Source organism: Mesobacillus foraminis (assembly GCF_004340465.1).
Lineage (GTDB): Bacteria > Bacillota > Bacilli > Bacillales > Cytobacillaceae > Mesobacillus_B > Mesobacillus_B foraminis.
Genome location: NZ_SLVV01000002.1, coordinates 269318 through 295639, shown reverse-complemented (window position 1 = coordinate 295639; position 26322 = coordinate 269318). Strand labels below are relative to the sequence as shown.

Below are 26322 nucleotides of genomic sequence, written 5' to 3'. Positions count from 1 at the left end.
TTGAAAAAAGAGAGAAAAGTAGTTTTATATATCGCTATGAGCATGGATGGATATATTGCCAGAACTAATGGCGATATTGACTGGCTGCAGGAGGCTGAACGTCTGGGGGAAGGGGATAATGGATACACCGATTTTTATGACACCGTCGATACTGTCATCATGGGAAGGAACACGTATGAACATATCCTTTCCCTGGTCGAAGAGTATCCCTATCCGGATATAAAAAATTATGTTTTTTGCAGGTCTGAAAAGAAAAGTCATCCTTTTATTGAATTTATAAACGATGATCCAGATCGTTTTGTTCAAAAACTAATGAAGCGGAAGGGAAAGAATATCTGGCTGGTTGGAGGCGCAGAACTGGTGAATTCGTTTTTAAAGGAAAATCTGGTCGATGAGATGATCATTACAGTCATTCCCATATTGCTCGGGGAAGGAATCCCCTTGTTCAAAGAGGGTATTCCCGAGAATCTCCTGAGCCTTAAAGGAACCGCGAAGTTCGGGGAATTTGTACAGCTTCACTATGCGTTGAATGAAGCGTTTTTAGAAATAGCAGGAGAACGGCAGCATACAACAGGGCTAAGGAATCCTATTTAACTGATGAAAAAATAAGTCAAGAACAGGCTAGATTAACTGCAGTCTCTATAATCTTGCTTATCCTTTTTATTTTAAAAACAACGGACTCGCTGGAACGGTATTTTGTATGATAAATAACCTTTTTAGAAAATTATGAGTAGATAGATTTACTAATAAATATGTAATGACAGGAGAGAGAAAATTGGTGAAGACACTCCCCAAAAGCTGGCTGAATTCGTTATCAATTCCCGCTATTGCTGCACCAATGTTTTTAGTATCGGGTCCGGAGCTTGTGAAGGCTGCCTGCCTAAATGGTGTAATTGGTTCATTTCCGGCCCCCAATGCCCGGCCGATTGAAGTTCTTGAAGGCTGGATGGCCCATTTGAATGAAGAATTAAGCAAGGCAAAGGAGCTAAATCCAAACCAAAGAATTGCTCCCTGGGCCATGAATATGGTGGTTCACAGTTCGTACAGCCGCCTTGATGAAGAAATTGAACTTATAAAAAAATATCAGCCCCAGCTTGTCATTACCTCTTTAGGCAATCCAAAGAAAATAGTGGACATCGTGCATGAATATGGTGGTCTGGTATTTTCTGATGTCAGCGATCTAAAGTTTGCAAAGAAGGCGGCGGAGGCAGGTGCAGACGGTTTAATCCTGGTTGCAAGTGGAGCGGGGGGCCATGCGGGTGAGATTAATAGTTTTGCCTTTGTGGATATGGTCAGGACATTCTGGGATGGCATTATTGTTCTTGCAGGATCGATCTCGACCGGGAAGGGAATCCTTGCAGCCCAGGCAGCGGGTGCAGATATCGCTTATATGGGAACAAGATTCATTGTGGCAACAGAAAGCATGGCGAAGGATGAATACCGTCAAATGCTCGTGAATTCAACCCAGGAAGATTTGATTTTTACAGATGCATTCTCAGGAGTCAAGTCCAATATGTTGAAGCCAAGTATCGAAAGAGCTGGGATTGACTCTGCATCCCTGACAAAGAAAGAGAATGTTAATTTTGATGAAATGCAAAAGGAAAACAGTGCGAAGGCATGGAAGGATATCTGGTCAGCAGGGCATGGAATCGGTTCAATCAAAGAGATACAGACCGCAGGAGAAATTATTGCACAATTAAAACAGGAATATAAAGAGGCTTACCTTCATGTACAGGCACAGGCCGACAGGTTTATGAACATAAAGATGGTAAAGTAAAGACGTATGCACGGTTCACATAAGGTGAAAGAGTTTTGAAGGAAATTGGTCAACTGGATGGAAGAGAAATCCGCACAGCTACCGTATATCCTTCAATTTGCCGGGATGAATTTCTGATACCCGGGTAAAAGAAGACAGCATAGCAGGGAGACTTTCCAGCTGCCAGACAAAGCAGTGGTGGAAGAACCCTGCTTTTCTGCAATTTTAAAGAAGGATATCGTAAAAAGCTAAAATGAATAAAAAAGTAACAACAATGTCCCAATAGCTCAATATACTGATTATATAAGCTGTTTTTTATCAGGCTGACTAGCAATTAGTATGAAGATCCCAATGTGGTGTGGTGATATCTAAATGGGGAAAGCAATTAACAGGGACGGAAGGTTTCAAAATTTACAGGAACAGGAATTGACGTTTGAGCAGGTTTTTGAAAGAATACTCAGGTTTATGTACCGTCATCCAGGCGGGAATTATCGTCTTATGGTAGGGACTGATTCTCAAGTACATTGTGATCGTACCGTTTTTATTACCGGAATTGTCATCCAGAATCAAAGGAAAGGTGCCTGGGCCTGCATTCGAAAGCACATCGTGCCCAGGAAGATGCTTCATTTGCATGAGCGGATTAGCCTCGAGACCTCATTGACCGAAGAAATCGTCTACATGTTTACGGAGGAACGAAAAAACAGGATGATTGACATTGTTCTCCCGCATATTTATAAAGGGGCCACTTTTACTATGGAGGGACATTTGGATATTGGATCCGGAACAAGAAATAAAACAAGAGAATTTGTAAAAGAAATGGTTTCCCGCATTGAATCAATGGGGGTAGAACCAAAAATAAAACCGGAGGCATTCGTTGCTTCGAGCTATGCGAATCGATTTACCAAATAGAAAGTGGACACCTGCATCAGAAAGACGAAGCAATACAGCATTAAACAATGGTAACAGGTATTCATTTCTTTATTTTAGTCCTGATTCCTGCCCAGAGTGCAATCAGAAAGCCCCCGACAGCGTCAGCAATCAAATCGACCATTGTGTCCTTATTCCCTCCGCCCTGGAGGGTCATGTCGAAAAACTGATCCCCGCTGAATTCATAAATCTCCCATATAACGCCGCCCAGTACGGCAAACGAAAAAGTGAAAAGGAAAATAAACCATGAGGATATTTGGCTCCCGGCATTTCGATGGGCCATTCTTTCATATAAAGCAATCCCAATAAAAGCCAGAAGGCCGCCTGAGATAAAGTGCATGAGGAGGTCCCACCAGCCCAGGCCATACCAGCCAAGGATGGAGCCCAGGTATTGTGAACCAAATAAAAAAATCAAATAAGAGGCAACAATTGGCAAGTTAAATTTAAATTTCGTGAAGAACCCCAGCAAGAGCGGGAGTGCTCCACAAGCAATACCGCTGGCGGCAACCAGTGAATTAAAGGATTCTCCGGTATTTTTGTAGTAAATGGATAAAGCTGCCATGAAAAGGGCGTAAATCGAGCATAGCACGATGATAAGGATTCGCTTCATTCCTTCACTCCTCGCAATTCCTATACTGTCCGTTTTTTTAATAAAGCATAAATCGCAACCAGCAGGCCACCTGCAAATCCGGCAAGCAAATCATACATCGTATCCTTGTTGCCTCCTCTTTGCATGGTTTCCGTATAAAAGAGGTCGCCGGCGAATTCGTAAATTTCCCATAGCACGCTTGCCGTTACCGCAAGTGATAGGACAAAGAGGAAGATAATCCAGCGAGACACGTCCCCCCATACCTTTCCAGGGATACAGATTTTACATAGAGTAATGGCAACAAACCCTACATAACCCCCTTTATACAAGTGAAGTGTCGTGTCCCACCATCTTACATCCACATAAAACTTGGCAATCGAACCTAGTACCGTCGAACATGTAATAAATACAAAGTATCCTATGATAATGGAAATCGAAAAGGGAATGTTTTTTAATCTTAACAATAAAAGCGGCAAAGCACTGACCAATATCCCGCCCAGGGCGACCTGCCAGCGGGAGGTATCATCCTTTGTTAAAAAGTAAATTAGCAGGGCAGCCATAAAGACCATAAAAACTATACTTAAAGTCATAATGATTTTTCTCTTCATTTCAACACCTCAATAATAAAATTATAACCATTTATGAAAAATGAAATTCTCAATGTACCTGTGCTTTTTGATAAAACTTCAAAAGTATAGGCACATTTGTTTTTATACTGAATAATATGGCTGGGCGAGGAGGGATAATCATGAATGATATGAGTCAATACAACTATGAATTTGTAAATGAGAACATGAGAGACATCATGGGCACGTGCAGGCGGTACATGGATTATCACGTGGTCGGGCAGACAAGAGAAGGCTATAGAATTGATGGAATACTGGAAGGGATGGACCAGGAAGGTGTAACCATGCTGGTGGCTGAAGAAGTCGAAGAGTCCCCTGACGAAAGCAGACAATTTGGGGGTTATGGAGGATACGGCGGTTATGGAGGTTATGGAGGCAGAAGAAGATTCCGCCGTTACCGCCGCAGGCGTTTTCCTTACAATGTCTTTGTATTTCCATACTTTGTGCCGTTCCCTTACTATTATCCATACTAAAAAGGACCTGGCTAAAAAGATTGCGTAAAAGCAGAACAAAAGGGGCGGATAAAGAATCTCTTTATCCGCCTTATACGTTTGCTATTAAAGGGTGTCGGCGGGAATTATCCGTCCTTTTTTAAATTTTTATTAAAATTCTCTTTTCAATCCTGACAAAATACGAGATTATTAAAATGGTTTTTACAAAACTGGTGAAAGCTGGAATCGTTTTTGAATCTTTTTCAAGTTTGATTCGTAAAATATTCCATGTGAAAAAGGGGTGAAAGCAGTGAAAAAAACACAAAGAGTAATGGCAGGCATTTCCTCTGCAGCGCTCATGCTGGGATTGGCTGGCTGCGGTTCCTCTGCACAGGAACAGTATGCCGAAGAAAGCGATCTTCCGCCTGTGCCGGATGACCAGAGCTGTTCGGAATGGGAATGGGACATTGATGACGGAGTTTGGGAGTGTGAAGACTCGAGTTCCGGCCATTATGGCCATTATTATTACGGAGGAAGGTATTACTCCAGCAAGCCGATGCTGAATAAAAGCCAGGACTATATGAACTACAAAAACAGTGCGTCTTTCAAAGGCAGCAGTTCATCGGTTTCGTCCACAAGCAACGTGACGTCGGGATCTGGCAGTGACGCACCGAGTGTAAAGGGTAGTACTGGATTCGGGAGCGGGTCTAAAAGCTACGGCGGTTGATTTAACGAAAGAGGGGAAAAGCTGTGAACTTATATTTGAATTTTGCTTCTTATTTAGGATTGGCCTTACTGCTATTATTGATCGGAACAATCCTTTTTGAAATCAGCACTACTAAGGTTAAGGAATTTAAACTGATTGGCCAGCATAATGTGACGGCCGCACTTTCGCTTGGGGGCAAGGTATTTGGTCTTGCCATTGTTCTAGGTGCCGCTGCCGAGTATTCCATATCACTCCTGGATATGGCTATATGGGGCGGAATCGGAATTATTTCACAAATCATTGCCTTTTTCATTGCGGAAATCATTACCATCCGCTTTAGCATCTCCGAGGCGATTCAGAAAGATAACAGGGCGGTCGGTGTCGTGCTCTTCACTCTATCGCTGTCCATCGGCTGGATTGTCGCAAAGTGTTTGTCTTATTAACTAAAACAATGTCTGAAATCAGAGGTGGAATATGAAAAAACTAACCTATTACATACATGGTGGCAATGGACGCTACGAACCCTTCTATGAATATTCCACCAAGGATGTTGGAGTCGATGAGCTATATGCAAGGCAGCTTTGCACGTATTTTATTATGCGGGGCCGAGAATATCAGCTCATTTCCAATGAAATGAGCGGAGAAGAGGAGATTCTGGTCCTGGAGGAAATCGGGAGAAATGTTACAGTCAAAGACGAAACAGGGTTTCGCGGCAAAGGGCTTCATGTTGAGATACGGAGGTGCAGGGAAGAAGAAAATTACACCCGTCTTGCTCTTATTCCGTGCGCAACCCATTTTGAAATCATCCGGTACTTGCTCAAGGATATAGTGGATGTTCCCGCTTTAGGCCAGATGGAAACGACCTCTACTGAAATTGATGAGGACCGCGGGGTGTATGTAATTTATGTGAAGAACATCGGGGAGGATATTTAGGTGGATGTATATGCCTACTCAAAAAAGCGACAGAATTTTTACCAGGGAATAGAGCGTTTCTGGCATGATTTATATGGAGAGGAATATGCTCTTTATGATATTAAAGCAGTGAACACTGATGAAATCGCCGACATCCGCTTAGCAGGTGATCGAATCGGGCAGATATTTTTCAAGGTTTGCAAGCTTTTAAGAAAGGTTTCTGACGAGACTCTGGCGGAAATGGGCTTTCCTTCAGAGTCTTTTCCTGTACTGAGGCAGAAGACTTTGTCCACTGAAAGTGTTATTTCAAGACTTGATCTAATTCCAGTGGGAGACGGATACAAATGCATTGAAATCAATGCAGATACGCCAACCTTTATTAAAGAGTTATTCTCAGTCAACGGGTTAATGTGCAAGGAATTTAAAATGGCGGATCCCAACGCGGGGATGGAAACAAAGCTTGCAGAAGCTGTAAGGTCCTCTGTTTTTGAATCCGCCAGGCATTTGCAGCAGCCGAAGCCGTATATTGTATTTACCGCACATGAGGATCATGTGGAAGACAGGGAAACGGTCACCTATCTGCAAAACATTTCCAGGCTTCCGTCAAGGTTTGTCCCTTTGCATAAATTGCAGATTGAAGAGGGGAAAGGGCTTTATGACGAATACGGTACCAAGATCGATATACTTTATCGCCAGACATTCCCAGTAGAAAACTTGATTTTAGACGAGGATGAGTCCGGGAATCCAATAGGAAAATGGCTCCTGGACCTGGTAGCTTTAAAAAAGGTTGCGATCATCAATCCACCCTCTGCGTTCCTGCTGCAAAACAAGGCTGTCCAAGCTGTTATCTGGGGACTCCATGTGGAGCGCCACCCTATGTTTACTCCGGAAGAGCACTCTTGGATTGAAAACTATTTCCTGCCGACCTATTTGGAAGCCGATGCATTTAAGCAGCAGAATCTATCTTATGTAAAGAAACCAGCTTTTGGAAGGGAAGGGGATACCGTTGAAATTTATGATGGAAATGGAACACTTCTGACAGCGGATCCTCAACAAAACTATGGACAGTATCTTGCCGTTTACCAGCAATATGCAGAGCTTCCTCGGGTTGAGTTCATGAGTGAAAAAGGAAAACAGGCAGGTCAGCTGCTTATAGGCTGTTTTTTACTGAATGGGCGTGCTGCCGCATTTGGTTACCGTGCAGGAGGAAAAATAACCAACAATCTATCCTACTATTTGCCTGCAGGCATAAAAAGGGATAGCAGAAGGGGAGAGCCGGATGTGGATTTTACATAAAATATTTTCAAAGGTGATCAAGTTCAGTCTGTTTAAGGCAATCTGGCTTGCCTTATTCCTGATTCTCCTCAGTTCTGTGACGGTAAGAGTCCTTGAGCCGGAAACATTTCCACGATTTATTGATGCGCTGTGGTGGACAATGACCACCCTTTTGACAGTTGGGTACGGGGATTATTTTCCAAAGAGTGATGCCGGCAGAATTTTCACCATGCTCTTGATTTACACCGTTGGGATTGGTGCAATGGGGATTATTCTTGGGAAGATTTTTGAAAGCCTGACCCTGTACCGGAAGCTGAAGGAGGAAGGAAAATTGACTTATAACGGAAAAAATCACACCATCCTGATTGGATCATCAAAGGAAAAACTTGAAAATGTATTGGAAGAAATTCTTCATAGCGGGCAAAATGGGGATATTGTCATTGTCGATCACGCAGAAAAAGCCCCTATTGAACATGAGCGTGTTCATTTTATTTCCGGAAATCCTGCTGATGAAGACGTCCTTTTAAAAGCAAATATTCTCAACGCAAAATCCGTTGCCATCTTTGCCGACGAACGGGATCAGCTCTCCGAGTATGCAGACGGGAAAACTTTGTTGATTGCATCGAGGGTAGAACATCTTTCCAAGAAATATAAACAATCTCTCTATACCATTGTAGAAGTTAAGAAAGAAAAGCATATCGCTTTGTTTGAGCATGCGAATGTGGACGAATTCATTCTTTCCAATGACTCCGTTTCCCGTTTAATGGCTCAGGCTGCGATTCACCACGGCTCAAGCAAGATTTTTGAACAGCTCTTGAGCAACACTCAGGGTGAAAATCTTTATGAAATCCGAAAGAAACCACATTGGGTGACCTATAAGGATGCTGCGATGGAGCTTTTTGAAATGGGCGCCGTTTTAATTTCTGATGGAAGCAGCCTTGACATTGCCCGCCGTCATACAGAAAAGATTGCGGAAAATACAAAAATGTTTATCATTTGTGATGAGGAAACATACCAGAGAATCAAGCGATACTGAAAGAAAAAGTTCGAACAAGCACAGCTTGGATGGCCATGCTTGTCTATATCCCCAATATGGAACTAATTAATTTTGTTTTCTTTAGCTTTTTAAAGAAATTCTCTTCAGCGCCTGCTGCAATTAAGCTTTCAGCTTCCAGCTGATCTTTGGCGCTTTTGTTTTCCAGCACTTCAATCCGGTCCTTCAAATGGTCAATCGTCTCATTTAATTCCTCGATTTCCCGTCGATGCTGCAGCAGCTGGTAGGAAACGATTTCATCGGCTTTTCGTTCAAGCTTCGCCTCAAGTTCGCTGATTTTGGCTGTAAGCTTGTCGAAATCCGGATGGGCCACTTCCGTTTTTACGGCAGCCTGGCGTGTCTTTTTCGCAGCTGCGGCAATATCCTGCAGCAGAACGCCATTATTGACTTTCTCCTGTATACTCTTTAATATCTCAATACTTTCGTCGGAAAAGACGTAATGGCCAAGTTCATTGCGCTTCATTCTTAAATTGGCTTGCTTCACCCAACGCTGGATGGTACTCGGTGAAACCCCCAACAACTTTGCAACTGCATTTGTATTCATCTTCATCCCTCCCGTATTGGGTACATTCGCTCCTTGGGAACCTAAATCCTCTATTGGCGACAAAACAAGTTTCTCTTCGGCAAAGATAGTGGTTTTCCATTGAATTTCTTCAACTCTCTGTCGAAATCAATGTTAGTGGGGTCCAGGTTGAATAGGAAAAGTTTAAAAAAACCGGGAGAAGGTTATCAAAAGAGAAGAGTTAATACCTCTGATTTGTGTCTCCATGAATAAAGTATTAAACTTTTATTATTAATAAATGAGGTGAATGCGATGAGAATGCAGGAACAGATTATTAAGGATTTAAATGTGAAGCCTGAAATTGACGCAAAGCAGGAAATCCGGGACCGGGTTGAATTTTTAAAAGCTTATTTGAGAAATTCTGGAGCAAAAGGATTTGTCCTTGGAATAAGCGGTGGGCAGGATTCAACACTGGCAGGCAGGATAACCCAGCTTGCTGTGGAGGAAGCTAGAAAAGAAGGCTATGATGCCAAGTTCATTGCCGTCCGCCTTCCATATGGAGTTCAGCATGATGAAGATGACGCCCAGGCGGCGCTGGATTTTATCAAGGCAGATGAGGAATATATCTTCAATGTAAAAGAAGCAGTTGATGCAGCCAAAACGGAATATGATGAAGCTGCACGCAAGCCTTTGAGTGATTTCCAGAAAGGGAATATTAAAGCAAGGGTTCGCATGATTGCCCAGTATGCGTTTGCCGGGGAAGATGGACTGCTGGTTGTCGGGACAGACCATGCGGCCGAAGCAGTCACCGGCTTCTTTACAAAACACGGGGACGGGGGAGCTGATGTCCTTCCGCTTACAGGATTGAACAAGCGTCAGGGCCGTGCCTTATTGAAAGAACTTGGAGCAGAAGAAAGGCTCTACCTAAAAGTGCCGACCGCCGATCTTCTTGACCAAAAGCCCGGACAGGCAGATGAGACGGAGCTTGGTATATCCTACGATGAGCTGGACGATTACCTTGAAGGAAAAGAAGTTTCACCCGAGGCAGCAGAAAAAATTGAAAAGCGTTATAGAGTCTCAGAGCATAAACGCCATGTTCCTGCCAGCATGTTTGATGAATGGTGGAAATAGCACCGAGGAAACCTAGAGGCAGCTTTCTTAAAATGAAAGCTGCCTTCCTGATTACCTGTGTTTGTTTAACTCCCACTCTTCCCTTAAAATGCCCAGCTTTACCGTATCGTAATATCTGCTCCTGTAAAGCCGGCTCTTCCGTATCCGTCCTTCAACCATCAATCCCAGCTTTTTAGCAACGGTAATCATCCTCTCATTTCCCGACCAGGTTGACAAGCCTATGCGAGGAATGGAAAATGTTTCAAAAAGATGATCCATCCAGGTTTTCAGGGCATCGATTTCAATTTCTTCACTCCAATATTCAGGCCTATAAATGGCAAGGCCGATTTCTAGGGAATTGGATGATTCCTGTTCCCAATTATAAAAAACAATCCCAATTATTTCATTGTGTACTTTTATGGCATATTGCCGGTCAAACCCCTGCTTCAGGAGGTTGACCATTTGATCATAAAACCTTTCATACTCCATCGGCATTAAAGGCAGACAGGGGATATCCCATTTTGTCCATTCTGGGTGGTCTTTCTCATAAACGAGATCCCATAATTCTTTAAGATCCTTCTCTGCAATCTTATCCAGCTGCACGCTGCTTCCAATTAATGGTCCACTTGTGTGCATGCCCAGCACCTCCAATTTTAGTAATTGAGGCATAAAATCTTCTTCAACCTTACATATTCCATATAATTAAAGAAAAATCCTCTTATTTCGATTCATTCACACAAAATTCTTGAAAAAGGCATTTATTTTTAACAGTTTTAAAACGGGGGAATATTACGCTGCTTAATTGAAAATGACAAAATAAATATCAACATCTAAAATACGGTGATCGTTGCCTATTATTTTGAGGGCTTATTAAATAGGCTAAGTTATTCGCGGAATGTTAAAAAAGAAGAAGGTCAATCTAAAAAGTATTAATTATTTTTGGGAAGGAGCAGGACTAATAATTGGTTTCTTATGCAGCCCCGGGATGGATTAACCGTAAAGGAATGCTGATGATCACCAGCGTGCAAATCCAATCCCCTTATTGGAAACGAGTGACCTGGTGATTTACAATAGTAAAAAACGGAAGTGAGGGAAAGTTATGCAGCTTAAGCCGCTAAAAGGGCAGCACCATGTTTCTGCCCTTACTGCAAATGCCAAAAAGAATTATCATTTCTATACAAAGACACTCGGGATGAGGCTTGTTAAAAAGACAGTCAACCAGGACGACACTTCCGTTTATCATTTATTTTATGCGGATGAAAGAGGAAATCCAGGTACTGATTTAACCTTTTTTGAGATCCCGAATGCTGGCCATACCTATCCAGGAACAAATAGTATATCCTTGACCACATTGAGAGTGCCCAATGACGAATCGCTGGTTTTTTGGAAAAAGCGCTTCGAAGAACTTGGAGTCGATCATGATGACATTGACCAAGTAAATGGACGTAAATCCTTATTTTTCCGCGATTTTGAAGATCAGCGTCTGGCTTTAATTTCCGATGAGAACAACAGCGGAGTGGCAGGTGGCAAACCCTGGGCCAAGAGCCCTGTGCCTGTGGAGCATGGCATTATTGGAATTGGACCAGTGATGCTGACGGTTGCAGAGCTTGGAGCCACTAGCACGATCATGACGGAAATAATGGGCTATCGTAAAAGCAGCAAATATAAAATGCCGGGAAGCGGGCATGAAGTGACCGTGTTCCAAACGGGGGAAGGAGGGAACGGTGCCGAAGTCCATATCATTGAACGCAGCGATCTTCCCAGTGAAAGACCAGGACGGGGGAGCGTCCATCATGTTGCATTCCGGGTAGAGAGCGAGGAAGAACTTCGAAAGTGGGTTTCCCTGTTAAAAGAAAAGAGGATTGCTAGTTCAGGTTTTGTTGAACGCTATTATTTCCGTTCTCTTTATTTCCGGGACCCTAATGGCATATTGTTTGAACTTGCCACCGACGGGCCAGGCTTCGAAGGAGATGAGGACTTTGAACATTTAGGGGAATCCCTTGCTCTGCCTCCTTACTTTGAGGATCAGCGGGAAGCAATAGAAGCGAAGCTCAAGCCGCTTGACACAAAAGAGTAAAATAGTTGGCGTGGGTTCCAAATGAACTCACGCCAACTATTTTTTTATTGTTTCTGAACTACCTTTCAATGAAGGCTCAATACAATTAATATAAATATGAAAGGGTTTTTATAATGACGGAGGCCACCAAAACTCTAGGACAAGACCTAAAAAAGCAGCTGGAGAAAGTCGCAAAAAAGCCAATGAAGAAAAAACTCAGGATTCATATGCGGAAACAGGTCATGCTGCAGAGGATACCCAAGAAAAGATCTGGGGAACCGGACATCATAAAGCAATGAAGACGAAGCCCGGGAGTGGTTTGGCAAAATCGGATATTATGAAGGCTTTGGCTTTTCTTCTATCATTTTTGTAGGAGAATTGAATCCTGCTATTCAAGCATACTTTCATGATATAAACTCGAAGGATAAGGAACTTCAGCATGAAGCCTGCCAAAACATACTGGCGGCAACGAATGAAAGAGCGGATTGGGCCTATGAGGTATGAGATCTATTGAAACAAGAATTAACCTACTCCGATCATCATAAAAGGTCCGGAGCAGCGCAGGTTCTCTGTAGTCTCGCAAAGAGTGATCCGGAAGAAGAATCCTTGATGATTTTGAGGCCATTATGGATGTGACCAAGGATAAAAAAGTTTGTTACAGCCAGAGACAGCCTGCAATCAATATGGAAAGCGGGATTAGCTGGGGCTAGAACAAAAACGAGATCTCAGTTAACAGCCTGGCGGACCGTTTTATTCATTGTGAAAGGGAAAAGAACAATACGCTGATCCGATATGACATCGTCAAGACTTGAAGAACTTATATTTGAAAACAGGAATGAAGAGAATAATTGCACAGGATCCCATACATAAAGGGGAAAAACCAAAATTTCAAAAAAAGTATGCAGCTGTCTGGAAAAAGGTAGGGGAATTGTCCCGGAGCTGGTCATGGCGAATAGATTAATTGAATCAGAGGGAGAAAAATGAACAAAACAGTTGGAATTTTAGCTCATGTAGATGCCGGAAAAACAACCTTTTCCGAGCAGCTTCTCTATCACACTAAAAGCATTAAACATAGAGGCCGGGTCGACCACAAGGATGCCTTTCTGGACAGCCATGAAATCGAAAGGCAGCGGGGCATCACGGTTTTTGCCGATCAGGCATTATTTTCCTATGGAGAGTCTGATTATTTTCTGATCGATACACCGGGCCATGTGGATTTTTCTCCTGAAATGGAACGGACTCTTCAGGTTATGGATTATGCTATTGTGATCATCAGTGCGGTGGAAGGAATAGAAGGACATACCGAAACGATTTGGGAGCTATTGAAGAAATATAAAGTTCCCACGTTTTTCTTTATCAATAAAACCGATCGTACAGGTGCAGATGTTGAGGAGGTTTTTGCCGAGATAAGGGAAATGTTGACACCTGATGTCTTTAGCCTTGACAGCATGGATCAGGATGGGGATATGACTGATGAGCTGATAGAATTTGCAGCAGAACGAAATGATGTTTTATTTGACTATTATATTGAACACGGCTTTAGTAAAGATTTATGGAAAAGTACAATGTCAGAGATGATCAAAGAGCAAAAATTGTTTGCGTGTGCCAGCGGGTCTGCCCTTCAGGATACTGGCATTAAGCCCTTCCTCGAAAAGATGGAGCAATTGACTGCAACGAGCTATTCAAGCGAGGAACCATTTGCAGGGCATATTTATAAAATTCGGCACATGGAGAACGGGACAAGAGTGTCATTTATTAAAGCTGTGAGCGGTACGTTGAAAGTCCGGGATGAGATTCGATACGGGAAGGGAGAAAACAATAAAAGAGCAAAAATCACCCAGATACGCATTTATAATGGGAGCAGTTATAAGACCTGCGAACAGGCCGAGGCGGGACAGATTTTTGCTGTAACAGGCCTGGCAGAAGCAGAGATAGGAGATGGAGTGGGCGGTATGGCTGGAATGGCTCCTTATGAAATGGTGCCTGCTTTAAAGTCCAGGGTCCAGCTTGAACCGGACATCAATAAAAAGGAAGTATTGAAATATTTCAAGATTCTTGGTGCAGAAGATCCTTCTTTAAATGTGATCTGGGATGAGAACCTGCAGGAAATACATATCCATGTCATGGGGGTCATTCAGCTTGAGGTTCTGGAAAATCTTGTGCTGGAGCGATTTCAATTAAAAACCAGTTTTGATGAACCGACTATTGTTTATAAAGAAACAATTGGTTGTGCTGTAACTGGCTGTGGCCATTTTGAGCCTTTAGGCCATTACGCTGAAGTTCATCTAAGGATCGAACCAGGGGAGAGAAATACCGGTATCCAGTTTGAAAACAGTTGCCATAGCGATGATTTGTCAATCGGAAACCAAAATCTGGTCCGGCAGCATCTGATTGAAAAGGAGCATCGTGGTTTGCTGACGGGATCGTCTCTAACTGACATCAAAGTGACGCTGTTGACCGGACGCGCCCATAATAAACATACATCCGGCGGAGATTTTAGAGAAGCGACCCTCAGGGCTTTAAGGCAGGGGCTGGAAAAAGCAGATAATATTCTCCTGGAACCCTATTATCATTTTAAAATCAAAGTGGAAACTGAACAGATGGGAAGGGTTATGTCAGATATTCAAGGCGCATATGGAACCTTTGATCCTCCAACCACGGATGGAAGCAAGACCATTCTGACAGGTACTGTACCAGTTGCAACCTTTAAGAATTACAGTATGCAGCTTGCGGCCTTCACCCATGGGAGGGGAGCCCTGAGCCTCATTTTCGCGGGTTATCGACGTTGCCATAATGAGAACGAAGTCATTAAAAACATAGGGTACAACAAGAATGCTGATCCCCACTATACCTCCTCTTCCATCTTTTGTGCAAAGGGACAGGGATATACGGTGCAATGGGACAAAGTCGAGGAACAAATGCACTGCCTATAGTTCCACATAGATATATAACTATATTACTTACGTGCTAACACGCCTAATAAAAAAGAGGCGTGTTTTTTACTGTGAAAAGGAAAATATCGAGTTCCTTTCTAAAGTATGTAAGATTTTGTAACAAGGTTGTTACGTTAAAGCAGAAATGAAAGTACATTTATCTATATTAAGTTTTAGCAATCCACTACAAAAGGGGGAAATGAAATTGGGAAGAAAAAAAGGATTGTTGGCAATCGTGGTGATGAGCATGCTGCTTGCAGCATGCTCATCACAGATAGAGACAGCGACAGAAGGAACAGAATCAGCCTCAAAGGCAGCAGTCTCTGATGGAGACAGCGTAAAGGTGGGGATTTTACATTCTTTAAGCGGAACGATGGCAATAAGTGAGGTTTCTTTACGTGATGCGGAACAAATGGCGATTGATGAAATCAACGCAGATGGCGGTGTACTTGGAAAACAAATTGAGCCTGTCATTGAAGACGGTGCGTCCGACTGGCCTACATATGCTGAAAAAGCTAGAAAACTCCTCCAAGAGGACAAAGTAGCGACAATCTTTGGAGGCTGGACTTCAGCCAGCCGAAAAGCCATGCTGCCGGTTGTCGAGCAAAATAAAGGCCTGCTCTGGTATCCAGTCCAATATGAAGGAATGGAAGCATCACCTAATATTTTTTATACAGGAGCAACTACGAACCAGCAAATTGTCCCTGCCGTTGACTGGCTTCTCGAAAACGAAGGGATAAAGTTTTTCCTGATTGGTTCCGACTATGTTTTCCCTAGAACGGCGAACCAAATCATTAATGCTCAGTTAAAGGCGAAGGGCGGTAAAGCCGTAGCGGAAGAATATACCCCAATGGGACATACCGATTACAATACGGTGATAAGCAAAATAAAATCTTCGAAGCCGGATGTCATTTTCAACACATTGAATGGCGACAGCAATGTAGCCTTTTTTAAACAATTAAAGGATGCCGGAATTACAGCTGAAGATATTCCTGTTTTATCCGTAAGTGTTGCGGAAGAAGAAATCAGGGGGATTGGAACAGATGTCCTTGAAGGGCACTATGCGGCCTGGAATTACTATCAAACAACTGACACCCCTGAAAATAAAAGCTTCGTAGATAACTATAAAAAGAAATACGGGGAAGACAGGGTTACAGCTGACCCTATTGAAGCAGCCTATACCGCTGTATATCTTTGGAAGGCTGCTGTTGAAAAGGCAGGATCATTTGAAGTTGACAAAGTGAAGGCTGCCGCCGGCGGAATCGAATTTAAAGCACCAAGCGGAGTCGTGAAAGTTGACGGGGAAAACCAGCATATTTATAAAACGGTCCGCATCGGTCAGGTCCAGGGCGATGGCCAGTTTAAAGAGGTATGGAACTCAGGAGAAGCAGTCAAACCAGATCCATATTTAAAAACATATGACTGGGCCAGCGGATTAAAGAAATAGAAATGCACCAGCTGCCCTTTGAGGTTCTTTCCGGTAAAAGGGCAGCAAAATCTTTCTTGGAAGGAAGGAGGAAGGACTATGTCAGTTATTTTAATGCAGTTATTTAACGGGATCAGTCTAGGATCCATACTGTTGCTGGTTGCCTTAGGCCTGGCCATTACATTTGGACAAATGAACATTATCAACATGGCCCATGGTGAATTCATTATGATAGGGGCCTATACGACCTATGTTCTGCAGCAAGTGTTTCAGCAGCAGTTTCCAGACGCATTCGGCACTTACTTCTTACTAGCGATCCCGGTTGCCTTTCTTGTCGCAGCCTTTATAGGACTATTAATGGAGAAGACAATTGTTAAATTCCTCTACGAGAGGCCGTCAGACAGTCTTCTGGCAACCTGGGGAGTCAGCTTGATCCTTCAGCAGACAGCCCGTTCCATTTTTGGTGCTCCGAATGTTGCGGTTGCAGCTCCAGAGTGGTTAAACGGAGGCCTGTCTCTGGCAGGCATGACGTTTCCCTATAAGCGCCTCTTTATTCTCGGCCTCGTTCTATTAAGTGTTCTGTTCTTATTTATCTATCTTTATCGTACGAATTCGGGAAGAAGAATGAAGGCAGTTACCATGAACCGGGAAATGGCATCCTGTCTTGGGGTGTCTACCAGGAAAGTGGACAGTACGGCTTTTGCCATCGGCAGCGGTCTGGCCGGAATTGCAGGATGTTCATTGACCTTGCTGGGCTCGATTGGACCTACGCTTGGTACCGCATATATCGTCGATGCTTTCATGATCGTAGTTTTAGGGGGTGTAGGGAAATTGAAAGGGACTATACTTGCGGGGGTGATGTTAGGCATCTTTAGTACATTTGTTGAGTTCTCAACCAGTGCCACCATTGCTAAAATGATCGTTTTTGCGGTTATCATTCTTTTCCTGCAGTGGAAGCCAACAGGTTTTGCGGGAGTAAGAGTGAGGGCACTGGACTAATAGGAGGTGCAAGCCATGATAAAAAAATACCGTCAGGGAGCTTATTATGGAATATTCTTTTTATTTCTGAGCGTGGCTCCGTTTTTTCTTACAGATTTTAGGGCAGGGCTTCTTGCGAAGTTTCTATGTTATGGAATTATTGCTGTGGGAATCAGTCTGTTATGGGGATATACCGGTATATTAAGCTTAGGCCATGGGGTGTTTTTTGGATTAGGGGCCTATTGCATGGCCATGTATTTGAAACTAGAAGCATCCCCAAGCGGGATTCCTGATTTTATGGAGTGGAATGGGATAACGGAGCTCCCGTTTATATGGACTATGTTTAAAAATCCGGTCTTTGCGATAGCCGCTGCAGTGCTGGTGCCATCTTTGATTGCAGCGTTTATTGGGTACGTAACTTTTAAAAATCGGATTAAAGGTGTCTTTTTCTCAATCATTTCACAAGCAGTGGTTGTCGTAACCGTCACACTCTTTATCGGCGCCCAGCAAATTACGGGCGGAACGAGTGGCCTGACCAACTTTTTTACGGTTTTCCAGGTTCCCTTAACCGATTCCGGGACGAAAACGATCCTATATTATGTTACAGTATTCACTTTGTTTTTAATCATGGCACTTTCCTTCGGTTTAACTAAAACGAGATTCGGAAAAATTCTTATTGCCATCCGGGATGGGGAAAACCGCCTTCGATTCCTGGGCTACAATCCAACCGGCTATAAGGTGTTTATTTATGCTTTATCAGCCGCCTTTGCAGGACTGGCAGGCGTTTTATTCGTCCTGCAGGTTGGAATCATATCACCGGAGATGATGGGAATCATCCCCTCGGTTGAAATGGTGTTATGGGCAGCAATCGGCGGCAGGTTTTCGATCCTTGGTGCCGCAGCTGGGGCTATTTTAACCAATAGTGCAAAAAGCTACCTAAGCGAATCCTACCCTGAATTTTGGACCATTTTTTTAGGTGCATTGTTCCTCGTGGTCGTTTTATATTTGCCCAACGGATTAGCAGGATTGGTTGAAAAAGTGAAGCTTCGTTTCGCCAAAAAGGAGAAAAAGGAGGAAGTGAAGCATGCAGGAGATTCTCTCGTGTCGTAATGTAATGGTCGACTTTTCTGGATTTAAGGCACTTCAGGGAGTGAATCTGGATGTGAAAAAAGGAGAAATCCTTTTTTTAATCGGGCCAAATGGAGCAGGAAAAACAACCTTGCTTGATGTTATTTGCAAAAAAACTAAACTGACGGCTGGGACTGTCTTATTTGATGGCAAAATTTCTTTAGAGAAACTCCCTGAATATAAGATTGTCCATGAAGGAGTTGTCAGGAAGTTTCAGGCTCCCAGTATATTTATCCATTTAACACCATTTGAAAATCTGGAAATCGCCATGAAACAAAAGAAAGGCCTGTTTTCCATTTTACTTGCTAAAATGTCCAGATTGGAAAAAGAGAAGATTGACTCTTTACTAAATAAAATTGGTCTTTTCGATGTCCGTAATGAAACTGCAAGTTCTTTGTCACATGGGCAAAAGCAGTGGCTGGAAATAGGGATGCAGCTTATTCAGGAACCTAAATTGTTGCTTTTAGATGAGCCAATCGCGGGAATGTCAGGATTGGAGAGGACAAAAACAGGAGAATTAATGCAGGAAATCTCCCAAATCTGTACAGTTCTAGTTGTGGAACACGACATGGATTTTGTCCGAAAGTACTCAACGAGGGTTATTGTAATGCATGAAGGCAAGGTTCTCAGTGAAGGAACCATGCAGGAAATCCAGGAAAATGAAGAAGTGAAGAATGTATATTTAGGGAGGAGCGGGTAGGCTTGCTGTCAGTTTCAGATCTTAAGGCGGGATATCACGAAACGATGATACTTCAAAATGTACATATAAATGTACCTGAGGGAAAAATTGTCGGCCTTCTCGGCCGAAATGGTGTCGGGAAGACAACATTGTTAAAAGTAATAATGGGTTTGCTGCCGACAAAACAGGGGACCGTGTCATTTAAAGGCACAAAGTGGGAAAAGGAGAGGCCTGAACATCGGGCGGGCATGGGGATTGCTTATGTTCCTCAGGGGAGGGAGATTTTTTCCGATTTATCTGTGAAGGAAAACCTGTTATTAGGAAAGGAAGCCTTGCCTAAATCCCAGCGCTCTAAGAATATACCGGAAGAAATTTTTAAATGGTTTCCTGTCCTAAAAGAAATGATTGGCCGTAAAGGTGGGGATTTAAGTGGAGGGCAGCAGCAGCAGCTGGCGATTGCAAGAGCGCTAATATCCAATCCGAGACTGCTATTGCTTGATGAACCAATGGAGGGGATTCAGCCCTCGGTTGTCCAGTTGATCCAGAATGTTCTAGTGAAAATCTCTAAAGAAAAAGGAATTTCTATCTTGCTAGTCGAGCATAAGCTGGATGTCATCCTTTCATGTGCAGAGGAATTTTATATTCTCGACAAGGGCAGGATGGTGGCGACTGGGCGATGTGATGAAATAAACGCAGAGGACCTTCATTCGCATCTTGCCGTCTGAGGGTGGGAGCAGGATGAAATTGGATTGAGCCTTATGGAGAGGCTGGCTATCTATGCGGTATATTTCCTTCTTCCGCTTCCATACTAAAATGGAAGGAGGGATAACCATGGCAAAACGAACAAAGAAAAACGATGCTGCCCAAAAGAATAAACAAGGTTTCAATTCCAGCAAGACGGATTCAGAATTTGGAAACATAAGTGGCAGTGCTGCGGCCAATCGGGCACATAAAGAAAAAATGAAGGAAATAAATTCCTTGAAGAACCAGGGTGAATGGAAAGGTATGCATTAAACAAATAAATTAGCCTCCCTTGCAGAAACTTGATAGGGAGGCTTTTGTCATAAAGAGAGTCAGATAAGGGAGAAGTATTCCTTTCCAGCATCAATGATTTAAATACCAGTGAAGCTGTAATATTCCTCCAATGACTTTTTGCTGTTATAGATCTTTGTTGCGCGCTCCACACCTACATATCTAAAGTGCCATGGTTCATACATATAGCCGGTTACAGCTTCCTTGCCTTTGGGGTATCGCATGATAAAACCAAAGCGGTGTGCATTTGCAGCCAAATATTTTCCTTCAGCAGTTTTATCAAAGGATTGTTTAAGCCAATGAGTCTGGCTGGTGCCACCGATATCATATGTTAATCCTGTCTGGTGTTCACTATGCCCTGGCTTCGCACTGAAACGTGACGCTTCTTTTTCCCCATAGTTTTTTACATACCGATTATACAAATTCTTTTGATAGGTGTAGCTTCTAGTCCCGCTTATCACCTGAATTTTCAGTTTTTTCTTTCCCGCATCAGCTGCCATCCTATTAAAAGCAGCGCGTGCTTCCTTGCTTTCACCTGGATGGTAGGAAGGTGGCAATGAATACCGTTTATTCACTATAATAATGCCATCAGCATAAGTGATTCCGTTCCTAACGGTTAATTTTGCTCCGTGCGGCTTTGCAGGTGCCCCTATTTTTCTAAGATACTTGGAGCTCACATAGCCAGACTTTGCAGAGTACTTTACCTTGTACCATGACCCATGCTTGGAAAGGAAGGAAACCTGTTTGTCTTTCGGGATGACAATCAAAACTTTGTGGGTTGTGCCTGCACCGGACCGCAGATTAAGATTGGCAGTAGTGGCATACTTTATGTCCGACACAGTGGAAGATGGCTTCAGATAGGCCGAACTGACATAGCCTGTTTTGTTCCAAAACCTGATTTTATACCAGGAACCATGCTTGGAAAGAAGGGAAACCTGCCCTGCTCTAGGAATTATTGTCAATACTTTGTTTCGCGTGCTGGGACCGCTTCGCAAATTTAAATTTGCTGTAGTTGTATAGATGCTGCTTGCAGCCTTGGCCTCCGAGGTGTCACTTAGCGGCAATAGAGAGTCTTTTTGAGGGGAGAATGGAAAAAGAATTATGAGCATAGCGAAAGAGACCAAAACCTTTTTTATCGTGTCGATCATTCGTTATTCTCCTTAAAATTAAAATCTTCGAGATTCATAAAAACTGAAGAAGCAATGAATTTCTTCCTTAATGATTTACATTGTATTCCTCCTTTCCAGTTATTAGACGAGAAATGGGAAGTGTTTGATTCAGATTCAAGCTTAAAATGGGCAGCCTTCTTTAACGGTAAAGAGGGTGTACACTATAGACAAACTTTCAGTTATGACTGTCTGTAGTCAGTAATTTAGCCGTCAATCAGTTTGTTGATTTCCGTTCCGGGCGCAGCGTTTTCCAGGGGTGGACCCGGGGAACTGGGGAGCCTCCTCGGCGCTTTAAACCTCTGTGGGGCCTCACTTGCCCAAGCTACCGCAGCAGTCTTCACACCTTCAACTCCAATCAACAGGGTTTCTCTAAAAATAAATTACAAAATTAAATAAAACAGGGTTCGGAATGAAATCATTCCGAACCTTGTTTGTTGATATATTGAATAAGTTTAGCTTTTACAGCAGGGTAATCTCTTCTTCGCTCCTGGTTAAACGCAGCAATTCACGGACAGCAAAGGCAAATCCATCCTCATCGTTTGTCCTGGTGATAACATCCGCTTGCTGCTGAATGGAGAGTGGGGCATTTCCCATCGCAACAGAGGTAGTGGCCACTTCAAACTGTCCCAGATCATTTCCCCCGTCGCCAAAGGCAATGATTTCATCGAAAGTTAAATTGAGCATTTCCTGGTAGCGAAGAATCGCCTTCCCCTTATGGGCCTCGCTTGAGGTGATTTCAACATTATTTGGGAACGAGGAGGCAATTGATAGATCGAATCTCCCCTCCAATGCCGATTTTACTCCTGCAATTTTATCCTGGTCATCCCGATGCACCAATGCTATCAGCTTATAAATTTTAAGATTGGGTTGCTCAAGAATCTGGCCATAATTGAATTCCTTAAAGAGTGTGTCGAGCTCCTCTTTGCTTTTATGATGCAATGGAGGCAATGTGGAGGGGAAGCCGCCGTAATTGGTATACACCAGGATTCCTACGCCCAATTCCTGCAAGAAAGAGAAAAGCTCTTTATAGGTAGTAATATCTATAGTTGCTTCATATAACAGCTCTCGGTCTTTAGAATACAGAACAGAACCATTAATGCAAAAGATAGGTACCTTCATGTCCTGAACTGCCTTGAGTTTGATGACATCTCCGAACGCCCGGCCTGTATTTAAAATGATGCTGTGCCCAAGCTCACTCAGCTCATTCAAAGCTTTGACACTGGCTTCCGTAATTTCGTGCTTTGAATTTAATAAGGTGCCGTCTAAATCAATTGAAATACATTTCATTCTGCAATCTTTTCCTTTCTTTTCACTCTTGGTCTTAGGATTTACTATATCAGATATTTCAGCAAGAAAGAATTCATTATTTTAAACTTGAAAGTCGATATAGGATCAGCTTTACTTTCTTGTAATCTATCATTTACCAGTTTTTACATTACTATAAAAGGGAATTAATATTTTATCACTATCCTTATAGGTGAATCTTAATAGGGATAGGAGTGGAGCAGCTTGAGTACAAAATGGCTTGCAGGCATTGGAGTTCTTGTGTTTAGTCTAAATGTTGCAGTAAACGGGGGGACCGCATTGGCATCCGAGAAGCATAAAGATATCGTAAACGTTTCCCATCGGGGGGCCTCCGGGCACGCGCCAGAACACACAATTTTGGCTTACGAGATGGGCGAAAAAATGCACGGTGATTATATTGAAGTGGATCTGCAGATGACAAAAGATGGCAAATTGATTGCCATGCATGATGAAAAACTGGACAGGACTACAAACGGTACCGGTTTAGTGAAAGAATTTACGCTCGATGAAATTAAAAAATTGGATGCAGGAAGCTGGTTTAATGAGCAATATCCCCAATACGCGAAACCGGAGTATGCAGGATTACAGGTTCCTATGTTAGAAGAGGTTTTCCAAAAATTTGGAAAGAATAGAAGCTATTATATTGAAACCAAATCACCTGAGGTTTATCCCGGGATGGAAAAGGAACTGTTGCGCCTTGTGGATAAGTACAGCATCAATAAAGAAAAACTGCTCGTTCAGTCGTTTAGTTCATTAAGCCTGAAAACGATGCATCAATTGGATCCATCGGTTAAACTAGTTCAGCTGCTTAGCTACAAAGGAGACGCAGTAATTTCTGATGGAGAAATAAAAGAAATTAGCAAATATGCAATTGGAATCGGGCCAAACCATACATACCTGAATGAAGCTTATGTTCACAAAGTGGTAAACAGCGGTCTTGAGCTGCACCCCTATACAGTAAATACAAAAGACCGGATGAAAACCTTAATTGACTGGGGTGTGACAGGAATGTTCACTAACTTCCCGAACCTGCTCCATGAGGTGAAGAAAGGCAAATAGATGATCGAATTCGAATGTAAGGCCCTTGCACATCATCCGCAAGGGCTTTTTTCTATTGACTCCGCTGAAAACCAAGGTATCTAGTCCCTTGAAAACTTAAAGTGCCCCTGTCCCCTTCCGCAAGCTTGCCATATTCTGAACCGGATAGAACGAATTCTGTGCGATCGCCACTTTCAAATTCAAAGGTTGCATAATAAGTGGTATACGTCGAATTTAATTCATTTTCTGCACTTCTCGACACATTCGTCCGCTTTGAAGTAACGATAGCAGGAACGGAAAGGCGCGGGGAGTCATTATTCTTTTGCCATTGGCCTACACCTTTAACTGCAGTAATAATAACAGATCCAATAACGATGATAAAAATAATGCCAATAAAAATCGGGACAAACTGGAACATCAAATCTCCAGTGTACATATTATCCATCGGGACACCTTCTTTCTCGGATTTTTAATTTAATACGTTTTTACATTCCCCAGGTTTCATGATAATCAGAACAGCATGAAAAAAAGCCCGCCAATAATTTTTTGGCGGGCTTTCATTCATACTTCAAATGCACCTTTTTAATTTTTTTTCGAATGTTTGAGGCTAAAATAAGTGTCCATGACTTTTCGGCCAATCTTTAAATTTGCCTTATGGTCATTTTTTCCTTGAAAAGCCCATGGGACCAGTACCGCCATGGCGACTTCCGGGTTTTCCGAAGGAGCGTATGCTACAAGGCTTAAATTCATTACTTCTGGGGGGAGCTTTCCAAAATTGCTTCGAAGTGGTCCATCGTAAAAAGCTTCGGCTGTTCCTGTTTTTCCTGCAGGTGAGTAAGGTGCGCTGCCAAAGTAACTTGCACCTGTACCGCCTGATTCAGACATCACTTTTCGAAAACCAAGCTGAACTCTCTCAAGCCATTCCTTTTTGGCATCAATAGAATTCAGGACGTTTGGCTGAATCGATTGGCAGAGTGGTCCCAGCTTCTTCTCATGGGTCTGCGGCTCGCGAATTTCTTTTACGATATGCGGCTGCATCCGGTAGCCTCCGTTAGCAACGGCTGAAACATACTGGGCAAGCTGCATGGAAGAATAGGTGTCGTATTGCCCGATGACAAGGTCCAAAGCGTGCCCTGGAAGAGTGCTGGATCCTTTAAATCCAGATTGTTCGTTGGGGAGGTCAATCCCTGTCCTTACACCGAGACCAAATACTGCAAAATTATTTCTGATTGCATTAAATGTCTCCGGTTTCAGGCTTAAAGGCTCGCCATATCGGTAATTTCCTGCCCCAATTTTTATAGCAGTATGGAACATATACACATTTGAACTCTTTTTTAAGGCGTCCACTTCATCCAAAATCCCAAGGTAATCATAGGATTTTTTCAAGGGCGTCGCCTGGATCTTGATTGGTTTATCATCAAATTTGGTTTTGGGAGTTATTGCCCCTGTTTTATAGCCTGTCAGGATGGTAGCCCCTTTAATTGCGGAGCCTACATTGTAAGTGGTTGTGATGTTTCCCAGTGCATCATCGTCCATTTCGATAGTGCCCGTCCGGCTGTCCCGGACCATCCGTTTCCCGGCCATTGTCAATACCTCTCCGGTGAACGGGTCCATTAGAACGACATAGGCTCTGTCAAGCAAGTAGGTCCCCGCATTGCGTTTGGCAGCCTTAAGCTCATCCTCGATGATTTTTTCAACCTTTTTCTGAAGCTCCATATCTATGCTCAAAATAAGATCTTTGCCTCTTTGCCCTTTCGAAACTAGCACCTTGTCCACCAGGTTTCCGCTTTTATCCGTGATATGGACCACTTTTTCCTTCTTTCCAAGAAGGACGTCCTCATACTGCTTTTCCAAATAGCTTTTTCCTACACGGTCATTCCGGCTGTAACCCTTTGAAACATAGTCATCCACCTGATCAGCAGGCAGTCCCTCCTTTGACGAACTAACCACTCCCAGTACCGACTTTAAGGTTTTGCCAAAATGGTAGGAACGTGCCCAGTCTACTGTTGCATTTACTCCTGGAAGACTTGGCAAGTGTTCGCTTACCATGGCAAATTCTTTCCGTGTAACCCCTTCGTTTTTGATCATCTGGGGAGAGAAGCGATAGCCGTTGCTTAACTCTCTGAAAACAGCCAAAACTTCAAGGTCGCTTTTGGTTAGCTGACTTAATTCTTTTTCTGTTATCCTGTCAAGTTTCAGTTTATACAACTGGCTATCGTTTAGTTTTTTCTTTTTAAATAATTCCATTTCCTTCTCGGAGATTAATTGGTCACCAAGCTCTGGATATTTTATCAGCCAAAAATCTTTCTGATCTCTTTGCCTGATTCTGTTCGTGTCCTGGTGGATGAGTTTAGCCAGATCCTCTGAAATTCTGAGCATTTCTTCTCGGCTCGAACCTTCATTTGTATAAGTAATGGCGTTTTTTGCTTCGTTATCTACAATAATTTTATAATGGCGATCGAGCATTCTTCCCCGGGGCACAGGATTATGAACGGTGATATCGTCCTTTCTGTCAATTTCGCGCTGGTAATTCTCCCCATGAACGATTTGGACAATTCCCAATCTAAGGACCAGCAGGGAAAATAACATAAAAACGAGAATGAATATGATATTGACTCTTACAGGAACCGGAGATTTCTTTGTCATATTTATATACCCTCCAAGTAAGAATGAGATTAAAAAATTCAGTT

28 protein-coding genes are annotated in these 26322 nt (G+C 42.9%); 20 read left to right on the top strand and 8 right to left on the bottom strand.

The window, feature by feature from the left end:
- From EV146_RS03885 to EV146_RS03875, 3 genes are all read left to right on the top strand, one after another.
- Positions 1-594, top strand: a complete 594-nt coding sequence (locus tag EV146_RS03885; protein ID WP_132002106.1) for a dihydrofolate reductase family protein — start codon at positions 1-3, stop codon at positions 592-594.
- 184 nt (positions 595-778) lie between these two features.
- Entirely contained in the window at positions 779-1777 is a 999-nt protein-coding gene (locus EV146_RS03880; protein WP_309136085.1) for an NAD(P)H-dependent flavin oxidoreductase, read from the top strand.
- A 351-nt stretch (positions 1778-2128) separates the two neighbouring features.
- The gene (locus EV146_RS03875; RefSeq protein WP_181215817.1) at positions 2129-2665 is read left to right on the top strand and encodes a ribonuclease H-like YkuK family protein; all 537 of its coding nucleotides are present in this window, start codon (positions 2129-2131) and stop codon (positions 2663-2665) included.
- Positions 2666-2726: 61 nt separating this feature from the next.
- On the opposite strand, the gene EV146_RS03870 is transcribed toward EV146_RS03875, so the two are convergent.
- Together EV146_RS03870 and EV146_RS03865 are read right to left on the bottom strand one after the other, a co-directional pair.
- Positions 2727-3293: a DUF2238 domain-containing protein gene (locus EV146_RS03870; protein ID WP_132002100.1), complete on the bottom strand. Its 567-nt coding sequence runs from the start codon at positions 3291-3293 to the stop codon at positions 2727-2729.
- A 20-nt stretch (positions 3294-3313) separates the two neighbouring features.
- Positions 3314-3880 carry a DUF2238 domain-containing protein gene (locus EV146_RS03865; protein ID WP_132002097.1) on the bottom strand — a complete coding sequence of 189 codons (567 nt, stop codon included), beginning with the start codon at positions 3878-3880 and terminating at the stop codon, positions 3314-3316.
- Between the two features lie 140 nt (positions 3881-4020).
- On the opposite strand from EV146_RS03865, the gene EV146_RS03860 reads away from it, so the two are divergent.
- The 6 genes from EV146_RS03860 to EV146_RS03835 all read left to right on the top strand — a co-directional run bounded on the left by EV146_RS03860 (position 4021) and on the right by EV146_RS03835 (position 8258).
- Complete coding sequence (locus tag EV146_RS03860; RefSeq protein WP_132002094.1) at positions 4021-4371, top strand: hypothetical protein; 351 nt, start codon at positions 4021-4023, stop codon at positions 4369-4371.
- 268 nt (positions 4372-4639) lie between these two features.
- Positions 4640-5056: an aminotransferase yhxA gene (locus tag EV146_RS03855; protein WP_241993796.1), complete on the top strand. Its 417-nt coding sequence runs from the start codon at positions 4640-4642 to the stop codon at positions 5054-5056.
- A 23-nt stretch (positions 5057-5079) separates the two neighbouring features.
- On the top strand, positions 5080-5478 hold the full coding sequence (locus tag EV146_RS03850) for a DUF350 domain-containing protein (RefSeq protein ID WP_132002091.1): 399 nt from the start codon (positions 5080-5082) through the stop codon (positions 5476-5478).
- Positions 5479-5509: 31 nt separating this feature from the next.
- On the top strand, positions 5510-5968 hold the full coding sequence (locus tag EV146_RS03845) for an RNA helicase (protein ID WP_132002088.1): 459 nt from the start codon (positions 5510-5512) through the stop codon (positions 5966-5968).
- Positions 5969-7243 carry a glutathionylspermidine synthase family protein gene (locus EV146_RS03840; protein ID WP_132002085.1) on the top strand — a complete coding sequence of 425 codons (1275 nt, stop codon included), beginning with the start codon at positions 5969-5971 and terminating at the stop codon, positions 7241-7243. It begins immediately after the preceding gene.
- Positions 7227-8258 carry a potassium channel family protein gene (locus EV146_RS03835; protein WP_132002082.1) on the top strand — a complete coding sequence of 344 codons (1032 nt, stop codon included), beginning with the start codon at positions 7227-7229 and terminating at the stop codon, positions 8256-8258. The genes EV146_RS03840 and EV146_RS03835 overlap by 17 nt, the downstream gene beginning before the upstream one ends.
- Positions 8259-8301: 43 nt before the next feature.
- Here EV146_RS03835 and EV146_RS03830 read toward each other — a convergent pair whose 3' ends face one another.
- Entirely contained in the window at positions 8302-8820 is a 519-nt protein-coding gene (locus EV146_RS03830) for a MerR family transcriptional regulator (protein WP_132002079.1), read from the bottom strand.
- Between the two features lie 270 nt (positions 8821-9090).
- Between EV146_RS03830 and nadE the strand changes: the two genes are divergently transcribed.
- On the top strand, positions 9091-9909 hold the full coding sequence (gene nadE / locus EV146_RS03825; RefSeq protein ID WP_132002076.1) for an ammonia-dependent NAD(+) synthetase: 819 nt from the start codon (positions 9091-9093) through the stop codon (positions 9907-9909).
- A gap of 51 nt (positions 9910-9960) precedes the next feature.
- On the opposite strand, the gene EV146_RS03820 is transcribed toward nadE, so the two are convergent.
- A complete protein-coding gene (locus tag EV146_RS03820; protein ID WP_158286989.1) occupies positions 9961-10524 on the bottom strand; it encodes a GNAT family N-acetyltransferase in 564 nt (187 codons plus the stop codon).
- Between the two features lie 463 nt (positions 10525-10987).
- Between EV146_RS03820 and EV146_RS03815 the strand changes: the two genes are divergently transcribed.
- The 9 genes from EV146_RS03815 to EV146_RS03775 all read left to right on the top strand — a co-directional run bounded on the left by EV146_RS03815 (position 10988) and on the right by EV146_RS03775 (position 20102).
- Positions 10988-11965 carry a ring-cleaving dioxygenase gene (locus EV146_RS03815; RefSeq protein WP_132002070.1) on the top strand — a complete coding sequence of 326 codons (978 nt, stop codon included), beginning with the start codon at positions 10988-10990 and terminating at the stop codon, positions 11963-11965.
- A gap of 489 nt (positions 11966-12454) precedes the next feature.
- Positions 12455-12580 (top strand): hypothetical protein, encoded by a 126-nt coding sequence (locus tag EV146_RS28080; protein WP_277873203.1) that lies wholly within the window; start codon positions 12455-12457, stop codon positions 12578-12580.
- A gap of 344 nt (positions 12581-12924) precedes the next feature.
- Positions 12925-14877, top strand: a complete 1953-nt coding sequence (locus EV146_RS03805; RefSeq protein ID WP_132002067.1) for an elongation factor G — start codon at positions 12925-12927, stop codon at positions 14875-14877.
- Between the two features lie 199 nt (positions 14878-15076).
- Complete coding sequence (gene urtA / locus EV146_RS03800; RefSeq protein WP_132002064.1) at positions 15077-16324, top strand: urea ABC transporter substrate-binding protein; 1248 nt, start codon at positions 15077-15079, stop codon at positions 16322-16324.
- A 78-nt stretch (positions 16325-16402) separates the two neighbouring features.
- On the top strand, positions 16403-17302 hold the full coding sequence (urtB, locus tag EV146_RS03795; protein ID WP_132002061.1) for an urea ABC transporter permease subunit UrtB: 900 nt from the start codon (positions 16403-16405) through the stop codon (positions 17300-17302).
- Between the two features lie 15 nt (positions 17303-17317).
- On the top strand, positions 17318-18391 hold the full coding sequence (urtC, locus tag EV146_RS03790; protein ID WP_132002058.1) for an urea ABC transporter permease subunit UrtC: 1074 nt from the start codon (positions 17318-17320) through the stop codon (positions 18389-18391).
- On the top strand, positions 18366-19109 hold the full coding sequence (gene urtD, locus EV146_RS03785) for an urea ABC transporter ATP-binding protein UrtD (RefSeq protein ID WP_132002055.1): 744 nt from the start codon (positions 18366-18368) through the stop codon (positions 19107-19109). Before urtC ends, urtD begins: the two co-directional genes overlap by 26 nt.
- Before the next feature lie 2 nt (positions 19110-19111).
- The gene (gene urtE / locus EV146_RS03780) at positions 19112-19813 is read left to right on the top strand and encodes an urea ABC transporter ATP-binding subunit UrtE (RefSeq protein WP_132002052.1); all 702 of its coding nucleotides are present in this window, start codon (positions 19112-19114) and stop codon (positions 19811-19813) included.
- A gap of 106 nt (positions 19814-19919) precedes the next feature.
- Positions 19920-20102, top strand: a complete 183-nt coding sequence (locus EV146_RS03775) for a hypothetical protein (protein ID WP_121613273.1) — start codon at positions 19920-19922, stop codon at positions 20100-20102.
- Positions 20103-20200: 98 nt separating this feature from the next.
- Here EV146_RS03775 and EV146_RS03770 read toward each other — a convergent pair whose 3' ends face one another.
- Positions 20201-21268 carry a D-alanyl-D-alanine carboxypeptidase family protein gene (locus EV146_RS03770; protein WP_132002049.1) on the bottom strand — a complete coding sequence of 356 codons (1068 nt, stop codon included), beginning with the start codon at positions 21266-21268 and terminating at the stop codon, positions 20201-20203.
- 480 nt (positions 21269-21748) lie between these two features.
- Complete coding sequence (locus EV146_RS03765; protein ID WP_132002046.1) at positions 21749-22576, bottom strand: Cof-type HAD-IIB family hydrolase; 828 nt, start codon at positions 22574-22576, stop codon at positions 21749-21751.
- A 222-nt stretch (positions 22577-22798) separates the two neighbouring features.
- Between EV146_RS03765 and EV146_RS03760 the strand changes: the two genes are divergently transcribed.
- Positions 22799-23653: a glycerophosphodiester phosphodiesterase gene (locus EV146_RS03760; protein ID WP_132002043.1), complete on the top strand. Its 855-nt coding sequence runs from the start codon at positions 22799-22801 to the stop codon at positions 23651-23653.
- Between the two features lie 52 nt (positions 23654-23705).
- Here the strand turns inward: EV146_RS03760 and EV146_RS03755 are convergent, their stop codons facing one another.
- On the bottom strand, positions 23706-24077 hold the full coding sequence (locus EV146_RS03755) for a DUF2500 domain-containing protein (protein WP_181215816.1): 372 nt from the start codon (positions 24075-24077) through the stop codon (positions 23706-23708).
- 137 nt (positions 24078-24214) lie between these two features.
- The gene (locus EV146_RS03750) at positions 24215-26278 is read right to left on the bottom strand and encodes a peptidoglycan D,D-transpeptidase FtsI family protein (RefSeq protein ID WP_132002040.1); all 2064 of its coding nucleotides are present in this window, start codon (positions 26276-26278) and stop codon (positions 24215-24217) included.
- Positions 26279-26322 lie beyond the last annotated feature (44 nt).